This window comes from Massilia sp. Soil_C_3, from assembly GCF_057657035.1.
Window position 1 is genome coordinate 126,698 of sequence record NZ_JBDGJG010000004.1, and the last position, 16,135, is coordinate 142,832.

The 16,135-nt window shown below is 64.8% G+C and carries 13 protein-coding genes; 7 read left to right on the forward strand and 6 right to left on the reverse strand.

Annotated features, from left to right (window positions below; all coding sequences use genetic code 11):
* Window positions 1-22 precede the first annotated feature (22 nt).
* Window positions 23-1,147 (forward strand): alpha/beta fold hydrolase, encoded by a 1,125-nt coding sequence (locus AC3A6F_RS08790; RefSeq protein ID WP_487679855.1) that lies wholly within the window; start codon window positions 23-25, stop codon window positions 1,145-1,147.
* A 2-nt stretch (window positions 1,148-1,149) separates the two neighbouring features.
* On the opposite strand, the gene AC3A6F_RS08795 is transcribed toward AC3A6F_RS08790, so the two are convergent.
* Window positions 1,150-1,587: an Rrf2 family transcriptional regulator gene (locus tag AC3A6F_RS08795; RefSeq protein ID WP_487679857.1), complete on the reverse strand. Its 438-nt coding sequence runs from the start codon at window positions 1,585-1,587 to the stop codon at window positions 1,150-1,152.
* Window positions 1,588-1,693: 106 nt separating this feature from the next.
* Here AC3A6F_RS08795 and AC3A6F_RS08800 point away from each other — a divergent pair, with 106 nt between their 5' ends.
* Window positions 1,694-2,677, forward strand: coding sequence for an alpha/beta fold hydrolase (locus tag AC3A6F_RS08800; protein WP_487679859.1), 984 nt, complete (start codon window positions 1,694-1,696; stop codon window positions 2,675-2,677).
* Between the two features lie 215 nt (window positions 2,678-2,892).
* Complete coding sequence (locus AC3A6F_RS08805; protein WP_123070935.1) at window positions 2,893-3,870, forward strand: Bug family tripartite tricarboxylate transporter substrate binding protein; 978 nt, start codon at window positions 2,893-2,895, stop codon at window positions 3,868-3,870.
* Between the two features lie 68 nt (window positions 3,871-3,938).
* Here AC3A6F_RS08805 and AC3A6F_RS08810 read toward each other — a convergent pair whose 3' ends face one another.
* On the reverse strand, window positions 3,939-5,525 hold the full coding sequence (locus tag AC3A6F_RS08810; protein WP_487679861.1) for a mechanosensitive ion channel family protein: 1,587 nt from the start codon (window positions 5,523-5,525) through the stop codon (window positions 3,939-3,941).
* A 193-nt stretch (window positions 5,526-5,718) separates the two neighbouring features.
* Between AC3A6F_RS08810 and AC3A6F_RS08815 the strand changes: the two genes are divergently transcribed.
* A complete protein-coding gene (locus tag AC3A6F_RS08815) occupies window positions 5,719-6,744 on the forward strand; it encodes an SDR family oxidoreductase (RefSeq protein WP_487679863.1) in 1,026 nt (341 codons plus the stop codon).
* Between the two features lie 361 nt (window positions 6,745-7,105).
* Window positions 7,106-7,771, forward strand: a complete 666-nt coding sequence (locus AC3A6F_RS08820) for a PRC-barrel domain-containing protein (protein ID WP_487679865.1) — start codon at window positions 7,106-7,108, stop codon at window positions 7,769-7,771.
* Between the two features lie 255 nt (window positions 7,772-8,026).
* Here AC3A6F_RS08820 and AC3A6F_RS08825 read toward each other — a convergent pair whose 3' ends face one another.
* Window positions 8,027-8,647 (reverse strand): TetR/AcrR family transcriptional regulator, encoded by a 621-nt coding sequence (locus AC3A6F_RS08825; RefSeq protein ID WP_487679867.1) that lies wholly within the window; start codon window positions 8,645-8,647, stop codon window positions 8,027-8,029.
* Window positions 8,648-8,918: 271 nt separating this feature from the next.
* A complete protein-coding gene (gene hrpA / locus AC3A6F_RS08830) occupies window positions 8,919-12,992 on the reverse strand; it encodes an ATP-dependent RNA helicase HrpA (protein ID WP_487679869.1) in 4,074 nt (1,357 codons plus the stop codon).
* A gap of 54 nt (window positions 12,993-13,046) precedes the next feature.
* Here hrpA and argA point away from each other — a divergent pair, with 54 nt between their 5' ends.
* A complete protein-coding gene (gene argA / locus AC3A6F_RS08835; RefSeq protein ID WP_147934468.1) occupies window positions 13,047-14,360 on the forward strand; it encodes an amino-acid N-acetyltransferase in 1,314 nt (437 codons plus the stop codon).
* A 40-nt stretch (window positions 14,361-14,400) separates the two neighbouring features.
* On the forward strand, window positions 14,401-14,673 hold the full coding sequence (locus AC3A6F_RS08840) for an oxidative damage protection protein (RefSeq protein WP_123071474.1): 273 nt from the start codon (window positions 14,401-14,403) through the stop codon (window positions 14,671-14,673).
* Window positions 14,674-14,945: 272 nt separating this feature from the next.
* Here AC3A6F_RS08840 and AC3A6F_RS08845 read toward each other — a convergent pair whose 3' ends face one another.
* Complete coding sequence (locus AC3A6F_RS08845) at window positions 14,946-15,257, reverse strand: hypothetical protein (protein WP_487679872.1); 312 nt, start codon at window positions 15,255-15,257, stop codon at window positions 14,946-14,948.
* Between the two features lie 14 nt (window positions 15,258-15,271).
* Entirely contained in the window at window positions 15,272-15,949 is a 678-nt protein-coding gene (gene rpiA / locus AC3A6F_RS08850; RefSeq protein WP_487679874.1) for a ribose-5-phosphate isomerase RpiA, read from the reverse strand.
* Between the last annotated feature and the right edge of the window lie 186 nt (window positions 15,950-16,135).

The following is a 16,135-nucleotide window of genomic DNA, read 5'->3' on the forward strand; positions in this document are numbered from 1 at the left end:
AACCTTCTATCAAGGATTCCGAATGCCAAAGAATCTCACGCTTGCCATCGCCTTGCTCACCCTCTTCCTGAGCGCCGCCGCGCTGTCCCCGGCCTTCGCCCAGAAACCCGAAAGCCGCGCCGAAGCGGTCAAGATCGTCGCCGATATGCGGCGCCTGGTCATGCCGGGCGCCATCGAGCGGCTTGAAGCGGTGCGCATCGGCGGCATCGACCAGTGGATCTCGGTGCGAGGCGTCGACCGCCGCAATCCGGTGCTGCTGATGATCCACGGCGGCCCGGGCTATGTGTCGATGCCGACCAGCTGGTATTTCCAGCGCGGCTGGGAAGACTTCTTCACCGTGGTGCAATGGGACCAGCGCGGCGCCGGCAAGACCTACGCCGCCAACGATCCGGCTGTCGTGGCGCCGACCATGACGCGCGCGCGCATGGTCGCCGACACCGAGGAAATGGTGCAATGGCTGCGGCGCGAGTTCGGCAAGGAACGCATCTTCGTGCTCGGCCACTCCTGGGGCAGCTCGCTCGGCATCGAGCTGGCCAGTAAGCATCCGGAGTGGCTGCACGCCTACATCGGCATGGGCCAGGCCACCAACGGGCCGGAGAGCGAACGGCGCGGCCTGCGCTTCGCGCTCGACGCCGCGCGGCGCGACAACAACGCCAAGGCGGTGCAGGAACTCGAATCGCTGGGCGCCTATGCGGCGCCGGGCCGCCCGATCGTGCTCAAGGACCTGTACCTGCAGCGCAAGTGGCTGGGCTACTATGGCGGCGCGATGCACGGCCGCAAGGACTTCGCCCACGAAAGCGCGGCGGCGCGCCTGGCGCCCGAGTATACCGACGCCGACCTGCGCACGATCTGGAAGGCCAACGACTTCTCGCAGGAACACTTGCTGGCCGAAGTCATCTCGACCGACTTCAGCGTTCATAAACGCTTCGATTGCCCGATCATCGTATTCAACGGACGGTACGACTACAACGTCTCGTCCAGCGTGACCGCCGAGTGGTTCGAGACGGTGAAGGCGCCGCACAAGAAACTGGTGTGGTTCGAGCACTCGGGCCACGAAATGTTCAACGAAGAGCCGGGCAAGATGCTTGACGCGCTGCTGCGCCATGTGCGGCCGATCGCCGAGAAGGCCGGCGACGCGGCGCCCTGAAATCAGCCGGTCTGCCGCGGCCCAACGCGCCGCTCGACGTCCTGGCCGATCGCGGCCAGCGAGATCTCGCCCATCCGCCGCAACATGAATGCCTCGGTGGCGCCGAAGACGGCGTCGAGCGCGGCGACGGCCGACTGTTCGACCGGGCATGAAGGATGGTCAGTGGCAGCCTCGAGCGCCAGCGCGGCAGGCGCGCCAAGCGCCAGGTAGACGTCACGCACGGTGATCGTGCCGAGTTCGCGCACCAGCGTCCATCCACCGCCGTGACCGCCTTCGGAGCTGACGATGCCGGCTGCCTTGAGCGTAGCCATGGTTCGCCTCACCACAACCGGATTCGTCCCCAGCATCAGCGCGATGGTCTCGGACGTCGCCTTTCCTCCACGCTTGTCCATGTGCACCAGCACGTGCAGCATGCGTGACAGCCTTCCATCGCGTCTCATCAACCGCCTTTCATCGACCAATAATCTGTAACCGTATATGTTACGCCACTTGACCGCCGAAGTTGCGTAACTTATGATGTTTCGCATGTTCCCGATGGAGGTATCCATGCAACGCAGAACGATCGATGCACGCGGTTCGACCATATCTTTCCTCGACGCCGGCCGAGGGCCGCTGGTATTACTGTGCCACGGCTTTCCTGAAACCTCCCATGCGTGGCGCCACCAGATCGCCGCCTTGTCGGCGGCGGGTTTCCGGGCGATCGCGCCCGACCTGCGCGGTTACGGGGATTCGCTGCGGCCAGATGCGATCGACGACTACACCGTATTCCATGCCGTCGGCGACCTGGTCGGCTTGCTTGACGAACTGGGCGTGCGGCAGGCGGCCATCGTGGGCGGCGACTGGGGCGCCACTGTGGCCTGGCAAGCGGCACTGATGCGACCGGACCGCTTCCATGCGGTGGCCGCGCTTGGGGTGCCATTGATGGAAAGCGCACCGATCCCGCCGACGCGGCTGTTCCCCAACCATGATCACGCACTGTTCTATACCCTGTATTTCCAGCAACCTGGCGTGGCAGAACAGGAGCTCGAGCGCGATATACGCACGAGCCTGCGCCAGATATATTTCTCGGCATCGGGCGAGGCAGGACCACGCCGGCCGGGCGACGGCACGCCGAATCCGTTTGGCATGGTGACGCATTCGCAGGGACTGCTGGGCGCCCTGCCCGACCCGGACACGCTTCCCGGCTGGTTGACCGAGGCCGACCTGGATGTCTATACCGCCGCGTTCGAACGCAGCGGCTTTCGCGGTGGCCTGAATTACTACCGCAACCTGGACCGCAACTGGGAACTGCAGCGCAGCTTGCACGGCATGCAAGTGACGGTACCGGCCTTGTTTGCCGTCGGTGAGCGCGATGCCGGCCTGCAGATACCGGGAATGGATGCCATCATCGGCGCCATGCCGCGGTTGGCGCCCGATCTGCGCGATACGATCGTCGTTCCCGGCGCCGGCCATTGGCTGCAACAGGAACGGCCGGATGCCGTCAACCGCGCGCTGCTCGACTTCGTGGATGCGTTGCCCCGATGGTCATGAGCGTGCGGGTCGGGACGATGGCAAGGCGGCGCCGGCCAGAACACGCGTGTATATGTCATTTCCGGCGCTGGCGCGTCAATACGCATCGCACTTTACCAGGACCCGGATGACGCACGTACTACTACGTACGCAATCCGCATGGGCATTCGTGTAAAATCGTTTCAGCAGGTTATCGAAAAATCGCGTAATAATTCAACTATATAGGTGACAAAACCATGCGAGTCTTCCCGTCCAAAGGAAAATCCCTCGTCTTCGCTCTGGCAGCAACCGTCCTCTCCACCAGCGCCTTCGCCCAGAACTGGCCAACCGGCACCGTGACCGTGGTCGTGCCATGGCCGGCTGGCGGCCCGTCCGACATCGCGGCGCGCCCGCTGGCGAAAGGCCTGACCACCGACCTGAAACAGTCGTTCGTCATCGATAACCGCGGCGGCGGCGGCGGCAATATCGGCAGCGCGGCCGTGACCCGCGCCAAGCCGGACGGCCAGACCCTCCTGATCACCTCGAGCGCACCGATCGTGATCAACCCGAGCCTGTACAAGAAGATGGCCTTCGACCCGGCCAAGGACCTGATCCCGGTCACCAACCTGCTGCGCGCGCCGCTGGTGCTGGTCGCCCACCCATCGGTGCCGGCCAAGAACGTCAAGGAACTGCTGGCCCACATCCAGTCGAAGAAAGGCCAGTTCTCGTACGCGTCGGCCGGCAACGGCACCCCGCAGCACCTGACCGGTGAACTGTTCCGCGGCGTGACCAAGCTCGACATGGTGCACGTTCCGTACAAGGGCTCGGCGCCGGCGATTTCCGACCTGCTGGGCGGCCACATCCCGATCATGTTCGACTCGACCATCGCGATCATGCCGCACATCAAGAGCGGCAAGGTGAAGCCGATCGCCATCTCGGGCAACAAGCGCTCGCCGTTGCTGCCGGACGTGCCGACCTTCGCCGAAGCGGGCCTGAACATCGAGTCCTATGCCTGGTACGGCCTGTTTGTGCCGGCCAAGACCCCGAAAGCCATCGTCGACAAGATCAACGCCGAATCGCAGAAAGTCATGAAGCAGCCTGACTTCCAGCGCGTGCTGGCCGACACCGGCACCGAGTACGTGGGCGATACGCCGGAGAACTTCGCCAAGTTCGTGCAGGCTGAGAGCGCGAAATGGTCGAAGATCGTGAAGGACAGCGGCGCGACCGTCGACTGATCCACACGATCCTGAAGTACCCAATAAAAACGGGTGACGCGGCATGGCCGGGTCACCCGTTTTTGCATTCAAGCCCGTTTCATCGCGACGTGATGGAAATGCGGCGACGTCAGCCTGACGCCGGCGGCATCGAACACGTCCAGCACGTTCTGGTGCAGGTGGTTGCGCACCTCGGCCCGGCTGCGCGGGCTGTCGGCCGCCGCGTGCGCGCACAGGCGGTATTCGATGTAGAAATCCGATAGCGCCGCCTGCACGATGAAGGGTTTCGGTTCGGCCGCGATGCCTTGCGTCGCGCCGGCCGCCTGTTCGAGCAGCGCGTGCACCGTGCGCCACGGCGTGTCGTAGCCGACCGTGACCTTGACCTCGGTGACGAAACCATCGTCGATCACGCCGTCGCGCGAGAAGTTGCTGGTGGTGTTGGACAGCACCCAGGCGTTGGGCATCAGGACTTCTTCGCCGCTGCCGGTGCAGAGGCGCGTCTCGAACATGCCCATGTCGACCACCGTGCCCTCCTTGTCGCCCACGCGCACGTATTCCCCTTTTCTCAGCGAGCGGGTGTACATCAGGATCAGGCCCGCGGCGCCTTGCGCGACGATGCTCGAGGCGCCGATCGACACCATCAGGCCGGCCAGCACCGTCACACCCTGGAAGGCCGCCGTGTGCGAGCCTGGCAGGTAGGGATAGGACATCGCCAGCGCGAACAGGGCGATCACGATATTGACCAGGCGCCGGGTCGGCGCCGCCGTGTCCTGGTCCAGCCAGCCCACCTGCAATTCGCCGCTCTCGACCCGCTTGAACACCGAGGCCGCGGTCAGCATCACCAGGCGCGCCAGCGCGGCGATGACCAGCACCACCAGCAGGCCGGGAATGGCGGCCGCCATCGACTGGCCGATCCCCACCGCCATCTCGATCAGGTAGCCCTTGAGCCACTCGCCCCAGCTGCGGGTGTAGGCGAATTCGCCGAGCAGGAAGCTGATCCAGATATAGGTGGCCAGCAGACGCAGGCCCCATACCACTGCCATCGTCACCTGGCGCAGGAAGCTCACATACAGGTGGGCGTCGAGCAGGCGCACGTTGCGAAAGCTCACCCGCGCCAGGCGCACGCCGAGCAGGCGCTCGAAGCGGCTCTTGACGGCGCTGCGCAGCAGCACCAGCGCGCGCAGCACGAAGACGTAGGCGAGGGTGGCGGCGACGCACAGCGCCGCGGCTTCGACCAGCACGCGCGGGTCGCTCGCCTCGCGCCGCGCGGCCAGCGCGCGTTCCAGCTTGCGGGCGCTGTCGTGCGCGACGTCCTGGGTCGTGTCGCCGGCCAGCATATTGATGTCGGCCGGCGTTACCAGGAACAGCGGCGCGCCGTCGAGCAGCACCTGGCTGCCCTCGGCCAATCCGTTGACCGTGGCGCGCTGCGGCCCCTTGGCCGACAGGGCTTTGTCGAGGCGCCGCTGGGCCGCTTCGAGGCGATCTTGCGGCGAGTGGCCGGCCAGGGTGGCGCGGAACACGAAGACCTTCCGGGTGGCGACGGTGAAGTCGGCGCGCACGGTCGGCTGGGCCGCCGCGGCGGTAGAGGCGGTCGGAGCCGTTTCGAGCTGGGCGGCCCATACGAAGGAATTCAGCCCCAGCAAGGCAAAAACAAGGAATGCGCGGATGATCGCCATGGGAAAACACAAATCGGTAAAAACGAAATGTTACCCCAGAACACTTCTGCTCAACAGGCAAACCACCTGCTTACAACAGACCTGCACCATATCTTGCCAATAAGCTACCGTGTTCCGTGTCTTTTCGATAACGACTAACATCTTCGCCACTACCTGGCTGCGTTTGCAGCCCCACCACCATCGAGGAGCAAGCATGAATTCGGAAGACCAGAAGCCAGAAGGCGTGACGCCGTCGCGTCGTCGCTTCGTCAGCACCGTTGCCGCGGGCGTGGCCGCCTCGGCCGCCGCCGTCCCGGCCCTGGCCCAGCAAGCGGCCGGCGGCAACCAGCCGGCGCCGGGCGCGGCGCGCGAAGCTGCCAAGCGCTATCCGCGTCCGCCCTTTCCCAAGCAGGATCAGCCATGGCCGGCCCTGGCCAGCAAGATGACGCCGCGTCCCGACCACGGCGAAACCACGTATCGCGGCAGCGGCCGCCTGGCGGGACGCAAGGCCCTGATCACCGGCGGGGACTCGGGCATCGGCCGCGCCGCCGCGATCGCCTATGCGCGCGAAGGCGCCGACGTCGCCATCGGCTACCTGCCGGCCGAGGAACCGGATGCGCGCGAAGTCATGCAACTGATCCGCGACGCCGGCCGCAAGGCGGTCGCCATTCCCGGCGATATCCGCGACGAGGCTTTCTGCAAGAAGCTGGTGGAGACGGCGGTGCGTGAACTGGGCGGCCTGGACATCTTGGTCAACAATGCCGCGCGCCAGCAGAACAATAATTCGATCCTCGACATCACCAGCGAGCAGTTCGACTGGACCATCAAGACCAATGTCTATGCGGTGTTCTGGATCAGCAAGGCGGCGATTCCGCACATGTCGGCCGGCAGCGTCATCATCAATACCTCGTCGCAGACCGCTTACGATCCGCCGGAAAAACTGCTCGACTATGCGGCGACCAAGGCCTTCGAGGTGGCGTTCACCAAGTCGCTGGCCAAGCAGATGGCATCGAAGGGAATCCGCGTGAATGCGGTGGCGCCGGGGCCAGTGTGGACGCCTCTGCAGCTGGCGGGCGGCAATTCGCCAGAGGGGCGCGAGAAGTTCGGGGAGGATACGCCGATGAAGCGTCCCGGCCAGCCGGCCGAGCTGGCGGCAGTGTTCGTCACGCTGGCGTCGGACGAATCGAGCTATACCACCGGCCACGTGTATGGCGTCGCGGGCGGCGGCGGGCAGCCGTAAGCGTTCACTCTGGTCCGTCCGGCGCTGCCGGGCGGACAGTCGTTAACCTCAGTCGCGGCGCAGCAGGCGCGCCAGCAGCGAGGCGAAGGAACGGGTGCGGATCAGTTGCCCCAGGGGGCCGGCGTTGGTGCAGCGCGAAATGACAGTCATCTCTAATTCCTCCTAGACATAGCTTGGCAGATTAGCCATGCCAAGCGTACTCATCTGTGCGCTGGCTCTCATAAGGCTCCAGCCTGCTCGGCGCTAGCGCGCGCGCCCCGATCCGGTAGCGTTCTATCATGAACCCTTCGTAGGGCGAGGGTCTGCTCCAATCGGAGTGACCTTCGCGTTGTTCGCAACGTCAATAGACAAGGAGGAACATATGGGCTACGCAGACCGCGATAAATACGGTATCTACAAGGACAGCAACAATATAGGTCCGGGACCGTCCCTGATGGGCGCCGACACCTTGATCGGCGACAGCGTCGTCAATGCCGCCGAGGAAGATCTGGGCGACATCAAGGAAATCATGCTCGACATGCAGACTGGCCAGGTGGCCTACGCCGTGCTGGCCTTCGGCGGCTTCCTGGGCATGGGAGAAAAACTGTTCGCCGTGCCCTGGCAGGCGCTGCACCTGGACACGGTCAACAAGCGCTTCGTGCTCAACGTCGAGAAAGACCGCCTCAAGACCGCGCCGGGCTTCGACAAGGACGCCTGGCCGGATATGAGCGACCTGAGCTGGGCCAGCGGCATCCACAGCTTCTATGGCACCGACCCGAACCGTTCGGGCGCACCGACCATGGGGCCGGGCGTGCCGATGGGCGGCATGGTCGGCGGCGCCGGCACCGGCAGCGCCACCTATGCGGGCGGCGCGATGGGTTCCAGCGTGGGCGCCGGACACGCCGGCTCCAGCAGCCTGGGCGGCGCGGGCGCCGGCATGGGCGACTCGCGGGCCAACCAGGGTCCGGGCCACAGCACCGATCCACGCTCCGGCAACCTGGGCGACGACAAGGATCTGAGCCGCATCCGCGGCAGCAATATCGGCTAACGCCGGATGAGGGGCGGCGGCGCGACCGTCGTCCTTCTCGTCATCATCCTGCCCCCTCAACAGAACACAAAATCCTCGTTCGACCGCGGAACCCGGCGCAGCACGTCGCGCACCACATACCCTGCCAGTCCGGCCAGGGACACCACCAGTAACCACAATCCAGACATGATCGACTCCTCGTGCACAGCCCGCTTTCGCACAGTCGTGCGAAATTAATGTAAAAAAAGGGAAGGCGACGCCCTCCCCGGCCCGACCTTATTCCAGGTCGCTGAAACTCCGATAGGTGGAAATGAGGCGGTTGAATGCCCGCTGCGCCCGCTTTGGCGCGTCTGCGTCATGCAGGAAGCGCGCGTCGTGCATCACGCCGATCACGAGGCTGTAGATCTCGAACACCAGCTGTTCGGGCTCGGTGTCGGGCCGCAGATGCCCTGCCTCCATCGCCTGCAGCACCGTCTTGCGCAAGGTCGCGCGCCAGCGCAGCACGCCCGCCTCGATGCGTTCGCGCAGCGGATGCGGCATGGGAATGTCGTCGAATTCGAAAGCGCCCGCGGTATACAGGCAAGAGCCGCGCGCGGTTTCGCCGGCAATCTTCCTGAGCCACAGATTGACCATCGTGGACAGGCGCGGCAAGCCGCGCGACGCCGCCAGCGCCGGCACGAAAATCTCTTCGGAAAAGCGGCGATCGTACTCGTCCAGCACGGCCGACTGCAGGGCCTCAAGCGAGCCGACGCGCGAGAACACGCCGCTCTTGCTGATGCCGGTGCGTTTGGACAGTTCGCCCAGCGACAGCTGGCCGATGCCCTCGGTCGACGCCATCCCGACCGCCGCATCGAGGATGGTGGCGTAGGTGGCTTCGCTTTTGGCCGTGGTATTCATGCAAGTACTTTAGCACAGGCGTGCGAAAGAACAAGGGATTTGTAGCGAATAGGACGTGAACCCGGCTGGCTGGACGACGACAATCGATCTGGCCCGCTGCCCAAAAACGTCATTCCCGCGGAGGCGGGAATCCCAGTCCGATGCGTTGCCACTACAGTCAGATCTTGTGGCGTAGCACGCAAACCTGGATTCCCGCCTCCGCGGGAATGACGTTTGCGGGGTGCGGGCCGGAGGACGGCAGTAGGCCGATAACACAGCGGCCCGATGTCCATTAACGCAACATCGACTCCCACACCTTCTGCAGCCGCTTGGCCGACACCGGCATCGGCGTCTTCAGCTCCTGCGCGAACAGCGACACCCGCAGCTCTTCCAGCATCCACCTGAACTCGACCATGCGCGGATCGTTGTTCTTGCCCGCCATATTCTTGAGCGTGCGCTGGAACTGGGCGGCCGCCGTCTGCCATTCGGCCATCAGTTGCGCATCGCGCGACGGATTGCCGCGCAACTTCTCGAGACGCACGTTGATCGCCTTCAGGTAGCGCGGGAAGTGCGCCAGCTGGCTGTATTCGTTGTCAGCGATGAAGCGCTTGTGCACCAGCGCCTGCAGCTGCGCCTGGATGTCCGCCGACACCGCCGACGGCAGGGTCTGCACGCGCTTGGGCAGGCCGTGGTATTCGCCCAGTATCTGCCCCGCCAGGCGCGCCACCTCGTTGATGAGCAGGCCAATGCGGCCCTTGCCCTGGTCACGGCGCTGGTTGAACGAGGCGGCATCGACCGGCAGCGGATCCTGCAGGCAGGCGATGTCGATCGCCTTGGCCACGATCTGGTCGCGCAAGTCTTCCTGCGAGCCGATGTTCATGAACTGCATGCCCATGCCCTGCAGGCCGGGGATGTTCTTCTCGGCGAACTTGAGCTGTTCCTTGAACTGCAGCGCGAACAGGCGGCGCAGGCCCACGCGGTGGGTGCGCGCGGCCACGTTCGGATCGTCGAACACCTCCAGGTCGCAATGCGTGCCCTTGTCGACCAGCGCCGGGAAGCCGATCAGGGTCAGCTTGCCCTGGTTGATCTCCAGCAGCTCCGGCAGCTCGCCGAAGGTCCAGCTGGTGAGACCCGCGTGCTGGCGGCCCGATGCCGATTCCTGCACAGGCGCGGAGGCCGGCGCGGTCTGCGGCGCACCACCTTTGCCTTTGCCGGAAGGTGCAGCGGGCGCGCTCGGCGCAGCCGCCACCGGCCGCGCCGCCTGCGCACGCGCATTGGCCGCGGCCGGCGTCGCTTCCGCCATCTTCTGGAAGCTCTGGCGCGCCTGTCCACCCAGCTCGGCCTGGAGCGTCGACAGATTACGTCCCATCTCCAGCTGACGGCCATGCTCGTCGATGACCTTGAAGTTCATGAACATATGCGCCGGCAGGGTCTCGATCTTGAAGTCGGCGGTCTTCACCCCCACGCCAGTCTGCGCGCGCACGTCCATGATCAGCACGTCGACCAGGTCGCCGCGCCCGAACGCGTTCGCCGCATGGATGCGCTCCACAAAACGTGCCGCATATTCGGGCAGCGGCACGCAGTGGCGGCGCAGCTTCTGCGGCAGCGATTTGAGCAGCAGGTGCACCTTCTCCTTGATCATGCCCGGCACCAGCCAGGCCGGCCGCTCTTGCGGAATCTGGTTCAGCGCGAACAGCGGCACGGCGAGCGTGACGCCATCGCGCACGCTGCCCGGCTCGAAGTGGTACGTCAGGCCCATTTCGATGCCGGTGACGACCATCGTCTTCGGGAACAGCTCGGTGGTGACGCCGGCCGCCTCGTGCCGCATCAGTTCTTCGCGGTTCAGGTACAAGAGCTTCGGATTGTCGCGCGCCTGGTCCTTGTACCACTTCTCGAAACCGGCGCCATTGACGACGTCGTGCGGAATCTCGTTATCGTAGAAGGCCGCGATCAGCTGGTCGTCGACCAGCACGTCCTGGCGGCGCGACTTGTGCTCGAGGTTCTCGATGTCCTTGACCAGCTTGTGGTTGTGGATGTAGAACGGCAGGCGCGTCTCGTAGTCGCCCGCCACCAGCGCGTCGCGAATGAAGATCTCGCGCGCCTCGCGCGGGTTGCGTTGGCCGTAGTTGATGCGCCGGCCGCCATAGATGACGATGCCATACAAGGTCGCGCGCTCGAGCGCCGTGACCTGCGCCTGCTTCTTTTCCCAGCGCGGCTCGCCCCAGGATTTCTTGAGCAGGTGGCCGCCGATCTTCTCTACCCACTCCGGCTGGATCTGGGCGATGGTGCGCGCATACAGGCGCGTGGTCTCGACCAGCTCGGCCGCCATGACCCAGCGTCCCGCCTTCTTGCCGAGCGTCGAGCCGGGCCAGATGTGGAACTTGATGCCGCGCGCACCGAGGTAGACACCGCCCTGCTCGTCCTCGGACTTGAAACCGATATTGCCGAGCAAACCGGTGAGCAGCGCCAGGTGCAGCTGTTCATAGGTGGCGGGGCTTTCATTCAGGCGCCAGCCCTGCTCGCGCACGATGGTCAACAGCTGCGAATGCACGTCGCGCCACTCGCGCAATCTCAGCTGCGACAGGAAGTTGGCGCGGCAGTTGTCCTGCAGCTGGCGATTGGTCTTCTTGTGCGCGATCGCGTCCTCGAACCAGGCCCAGATCTTCAGGTAGCTCAGGAATTCGGACTTCTCGTCGGCGAACTTCTTGTGCTTCTCGTCGGCCTGCTGCTGGTACTCGATCGGACGGTCGCGCGGGTCTTGCGTGGACAGGGCCGAGGCCACGATCAGCATCTCGGTCAGGCACTGATTGTCGAGCGCGGCCAGGATCATGCGGCCCACACGCGGGTCGAGCGGCAGCTTGGCCAGCTTGCGGCCCAGCGGCGTCAGGTCGTTGTTGTCATCGACCGCGCCGACTTCCTGCAGCAGCTGGTAGCCGTCGGCGATCGCGCGGCCCTGCGGCGCCTCGATGAAAGGGAAGGTCTCGACGTCGGCCAGGCGCAGGGACTTCATGCGCAGGATGACGGCTGCCAGCGACGAACGCAGGATCTCCGGTTCGGTGAACTTAGGGCGCTTGTTAAAATCGTCTTCCTCGAACAGGCGGATGCAGACGCCGTCGGCCACGCGGCCGCAACGGCCGGCGCGCTGGTTGGCCGCCGATTGCGCGACCGGTTCGACCTGCAGCTGCTCGACCTTGTTCCTGAAGCTGTAGCGTTTGACGCGCGCCAGGCCCGTGTCGACCACGTAGCGGATGCCCGGCACGGTCAGCGAGGTTTCGGCCACGTTGGTGGCCAGGACGATGCGGCGCGCGTTGCCGCTCGGGCGGAACACGCGGTCCTGCTCCTCCACCGACAGGCGGGCGAACAGCGGCAGGATGTCGACGTGCGGCGGATGGTGCTTGCGCAGCGCCTCGGCGCAGTCGCGGATTTCTCGCTCGCCCGGCAGGAACACCAGCACGTCGCCCGAGCCGATGCGGCACAGCTCATCGACGGCGTCGACCACGCCATCCATCAGGTCGCGCTTTTCACGCGCGGCCTGGGCTTTCGGCAAGGGTTTGCTGACGTCGGCAGGCACGCCCGGGGTCACAGGGTCGCGGTCGATCGGGCGGTAGCGCACTTCGACCTTGTACAGGCGGCCCGAGACCTCGATCACCGGCGCCGGCTTGTCGTTGGCGGCGAAGTGGCGCGCGAAGCGCTCGGCGTCGATGGTCGCCGAGGTGATGATCACTTTCAGGTCCGGACGGCGCGGCAGCAGCTGCTTGAGGTAACCAAGCAGGAAGTCGATGTTCAGGCTGCGCTCGTGCGCCTCGTCGATGATGATCGTGTCGTAGTTGCGCAGCAGCGGATCGGTCTGCGTTTCGGCCAGCAGGATACCGTCGGTCATCAGCTTGACCGAGGCGCCTTTCTGCAAGGTGTCGTTGAAGCGCACCTTGAAGCCGACGTGTTCGCCCAGCGGCGAGCCAATCTCTTGCGCGATGCGCTTGGCGGTCGACGACGCCGCGATCCGGCGCGGCTGCGTGTGGCCGATCAGACCCTTGCTGCCGCGGCCCAGTTCCAGGCAAATCTTCGGCAGCTGCGTCGTCTTGCCCGAACCGGTCTCGCCCGAGACGATGACCACCTGGTTTTCCGCGATGGCCTTCGCGATCTCGGCGCGGCGGCCGGAAACCGGCAGGTCTTCGGGAAAGGTGATCGGCGGCAGTGGATTGCGCACGACCGGCGTTTCTTCGCGCGGCGCGCGCTCCTGGCGCGGGCGTGGCTCGCCCTGCGGCCGGCGCTGACGGCGGTCGGCCGTAGGGGCGGTGGCGTTGGTGGCGGTGGCGCTTGCTTCGCGCGCCGGCGGTGGCGAAGGCTTGTTACTCTGTTCAGACATTGATTTTTACAAGGATTTGGTGCGCACAACGCGCAGCGAATTATAATGCGGCAAATGGAAACTCCTACCCAATTCGTCCAGTGGCTGCGCTCGGTCGCGCCGTATATTCACGCCTTTGGCGGCAAGACCTTCGTGGTCGCCTTCCCGGGCGAACTGGTGGCCGCCGGCGCCCTGCCGGTGCTGGCGCAAGATCTGTCCCTGCTGGTCGGCCTCGGCATCCGCATCGTGCTGGTGCACGGTTCGCGGCCGCAGGTGGCCGAGCAGCTGGCATTGCGTAACGTCGAGGGGCGCTTCCACAACGGCGTGCGCGTTACCGACACCGCCGCGCTGGAATGCGCCAAGGAAGCCGCCGGCGAACTGCGCCTCGACATCGAGGCCGCCTTCAGCCAGGGCTTGCCCAATACGCCGATGTCGAACGCCCAGATCAGCATCGTCTCGGGCAACTTCGTGGTCGCCCGTCCGCTGGGCGTGATCGACGGCGTCGACTTCGAGCTCACCGGCGTCACCCGCAAAATCGCCGCCGAAAAAATCCACCCGATCCTGCAGACCGAAGACAACCTGGTGCTGCTCTCGCCGCTGGGCTTCTCGCCGACCGGCGAGATCTTCAACCTGACGATGGAAGACGTGGCCGCGTCGGCCGCGATCGCCCTGCACGCCGACAAGCTGATCTTCATCACCGAATCGCCGATGCTGCAGGACGCCGGCGGCGCCGAGCTGCGCGAATTGTCGTCGCACATGGCCGAAGCCGTGCTGCAGGCCGGCTTCCTGTCCGATTCGGCCGCCTTCTACATGCAGCACGCGATCAAGGCCTGTAATGCCGGCGTCGACCGCGCCCACATCATCCCTTACGAGATGGACGGCTCGGCCCTGCTCGAGGTGTTCACCCACGACGGCGTGGGCACCATGATCAGCCACGAGAACCTGGAAAGCCTGCGCCAGGCCACAATTGAGGACGTCGGCGGAATTATCAAGCTCATTGAGCCACTCGAAGCCGATGGCACCCTGGTCTACCGCGGCCGCGAGCTGATCGAGCGCGAGATCGACCAGTTCTCGGTGATCGACCACGACGGCGTGATCTTCGGCTGCGCCGCGCTGTATCCCTTCCCCGAATCGAAGATGGGCGAAATGGCCTGCCTGACGGTGAGCCAGGACGCCCAGACCCAGGGCGACGGCGAGCGCATCCTCAAGCACATGGAAAACCGCGCCCGCGCGGCCGGCCTCACGAAACTGTTCGTGCTGACCACGCGCACCTCGCACTGGTTCAAGAAGCGTGGCTTCGTGCCGGCCACCGTGGACGATCTGCCAAAGGACCGGCAGCACATGTACAACTGGCAGCGCCGGTCACAGGTACTGATCAAGACCTTATAATAGCGGTCTTACCCGACAAAACGCACAACAGGAGTACACAATGGCCCGCACCATCCACTGCATCAAACTGAACAAGGAAGCCGAAGGCCTCGATTTCCCGCCGGTCCCAGGCGAGATGGGCAAGAAGCTGTATATGTCGGTCTCGAAAGAGGCATGGCAGGGATGGCTCAAGCATCAAACGATGCTGATCAACGAAAACCGCCTGAACCTGGCCGACGACCGCGCGCGCAAATACCTGGCGACGCAGATGGAGAAGCATTTCTTCGGTGAAGGCGCCGACCAGGCGATGGGTTACGTGCCGCCACCGGCGTAATTCAAGCACCACTTACCTCAAGACCGTCATTCCCGCGGCCCTGAAACGTCATTCCCGCGGCCCTAAAACGTCATTCCCGCGGCCCTAAAACGTCATTCCCGCGGCCCTAAAACGTCATTCCCGCGAAGGCGGGAATCCAAGTGTGCCAGCGTTCCACTACGATTTACTTAAGTGGTTTGCTGATGACTTGGATTCCCGCCTTCGCGGGAATGACGGTTTTTGGGCTGCGGGTCGACGTCTTAGGGCCGCGGTTGACGTTCAGGGCCGCGGATTCACATCTTGCGGCACTGGCGCAATTCGCAGCGCGCCATGAACACCTTGCCATCCTGGCACTGCATCCGGTAGACCTCGATCGGTCCCGGCTCCGTGATCAGGCCGGCGCCCTGCTCGCTGGCGCAGGCTTGCGCCTTGGCCAGCTGCTCGACCGTGGTCGATGACACGCCGACCCTGAACGGCACGCGCTGGATCTCGACGACGTCGGGCGACGCGACCACCGTCGACTCCGACAAATCCCCCCCACTGCCAACAACCGAACACCCGCCCAGCAGGACGGCCGCAAGCAGCGGTACCAGCGCGTATTTCATGGCCGGGCTCCCGATCAGAGCGACAGGGTCTTGACGCCTTCCGCCGTCCCGAGCAGACAGACGTTGGCGCCAGCCTTGGCGAACAGGCCCACGGCGATCACGCCGGTGATCTGGTTGATCTGCTCTTCCAGCGCCACCGGATCGGTAATCGACAGGCCGGCCACGTCGATCAGCTCACCGCCGTTGTCGGTGATGAAAGGCTGGTCGGTGCCGGGTTTGAGGCGCAGCTTCGGCTGGCCGCCGAGCGCCGCCAGCTTGCGCATCACGACGGCGCGCGCCATCGGGATCACTTCGACCGGCAGCGGGAATTTACCCAGCGTGTCGACCAGCTTCGAACCGTCGGCGATGCAGACGAACTTCTTCGATACCGACGCCACGATCTTCTCGCGCGTGAGCGCCGCGCCGCCGCCCTTGATCATCGCGCCTTGCGCGTCGATCTCGTCGGCGCCGTCGATGTAGACGGCCATCGACTCGACCTCGTTCAGGTCGAACACCGGGATGCCGTGGCCGCGCAGGCGGGCGGCGGTGGCTTCGGACGAGGCCACGGTGCCCTTGATACGGTCCTTGATCTCGGCCAGTTCGTCGATGAAGAAATTGGCGGTCGAGCCGGTGCCGACGCCGATGATTTCACCGTCGACAACGTAATCGATGGCGGCGCGCGCCACTGCTTGTTTCAGTTCGTCTTGAGTCATGATGCGGTTGGTAGAGGAAAGGGAATACGCTATTTTAGCGGATTATTGAGGCCTTCCCTCCCAATACGTCACCCCCGCGACGGCGGGCCACGTCGTCATCCCCGCGAAGGCGGGGACCTAAGTTTTTTAGCTCATGCCACGATCATGCAATCTGCATTTGCTAATCTTTTACCAAGGCATCACACT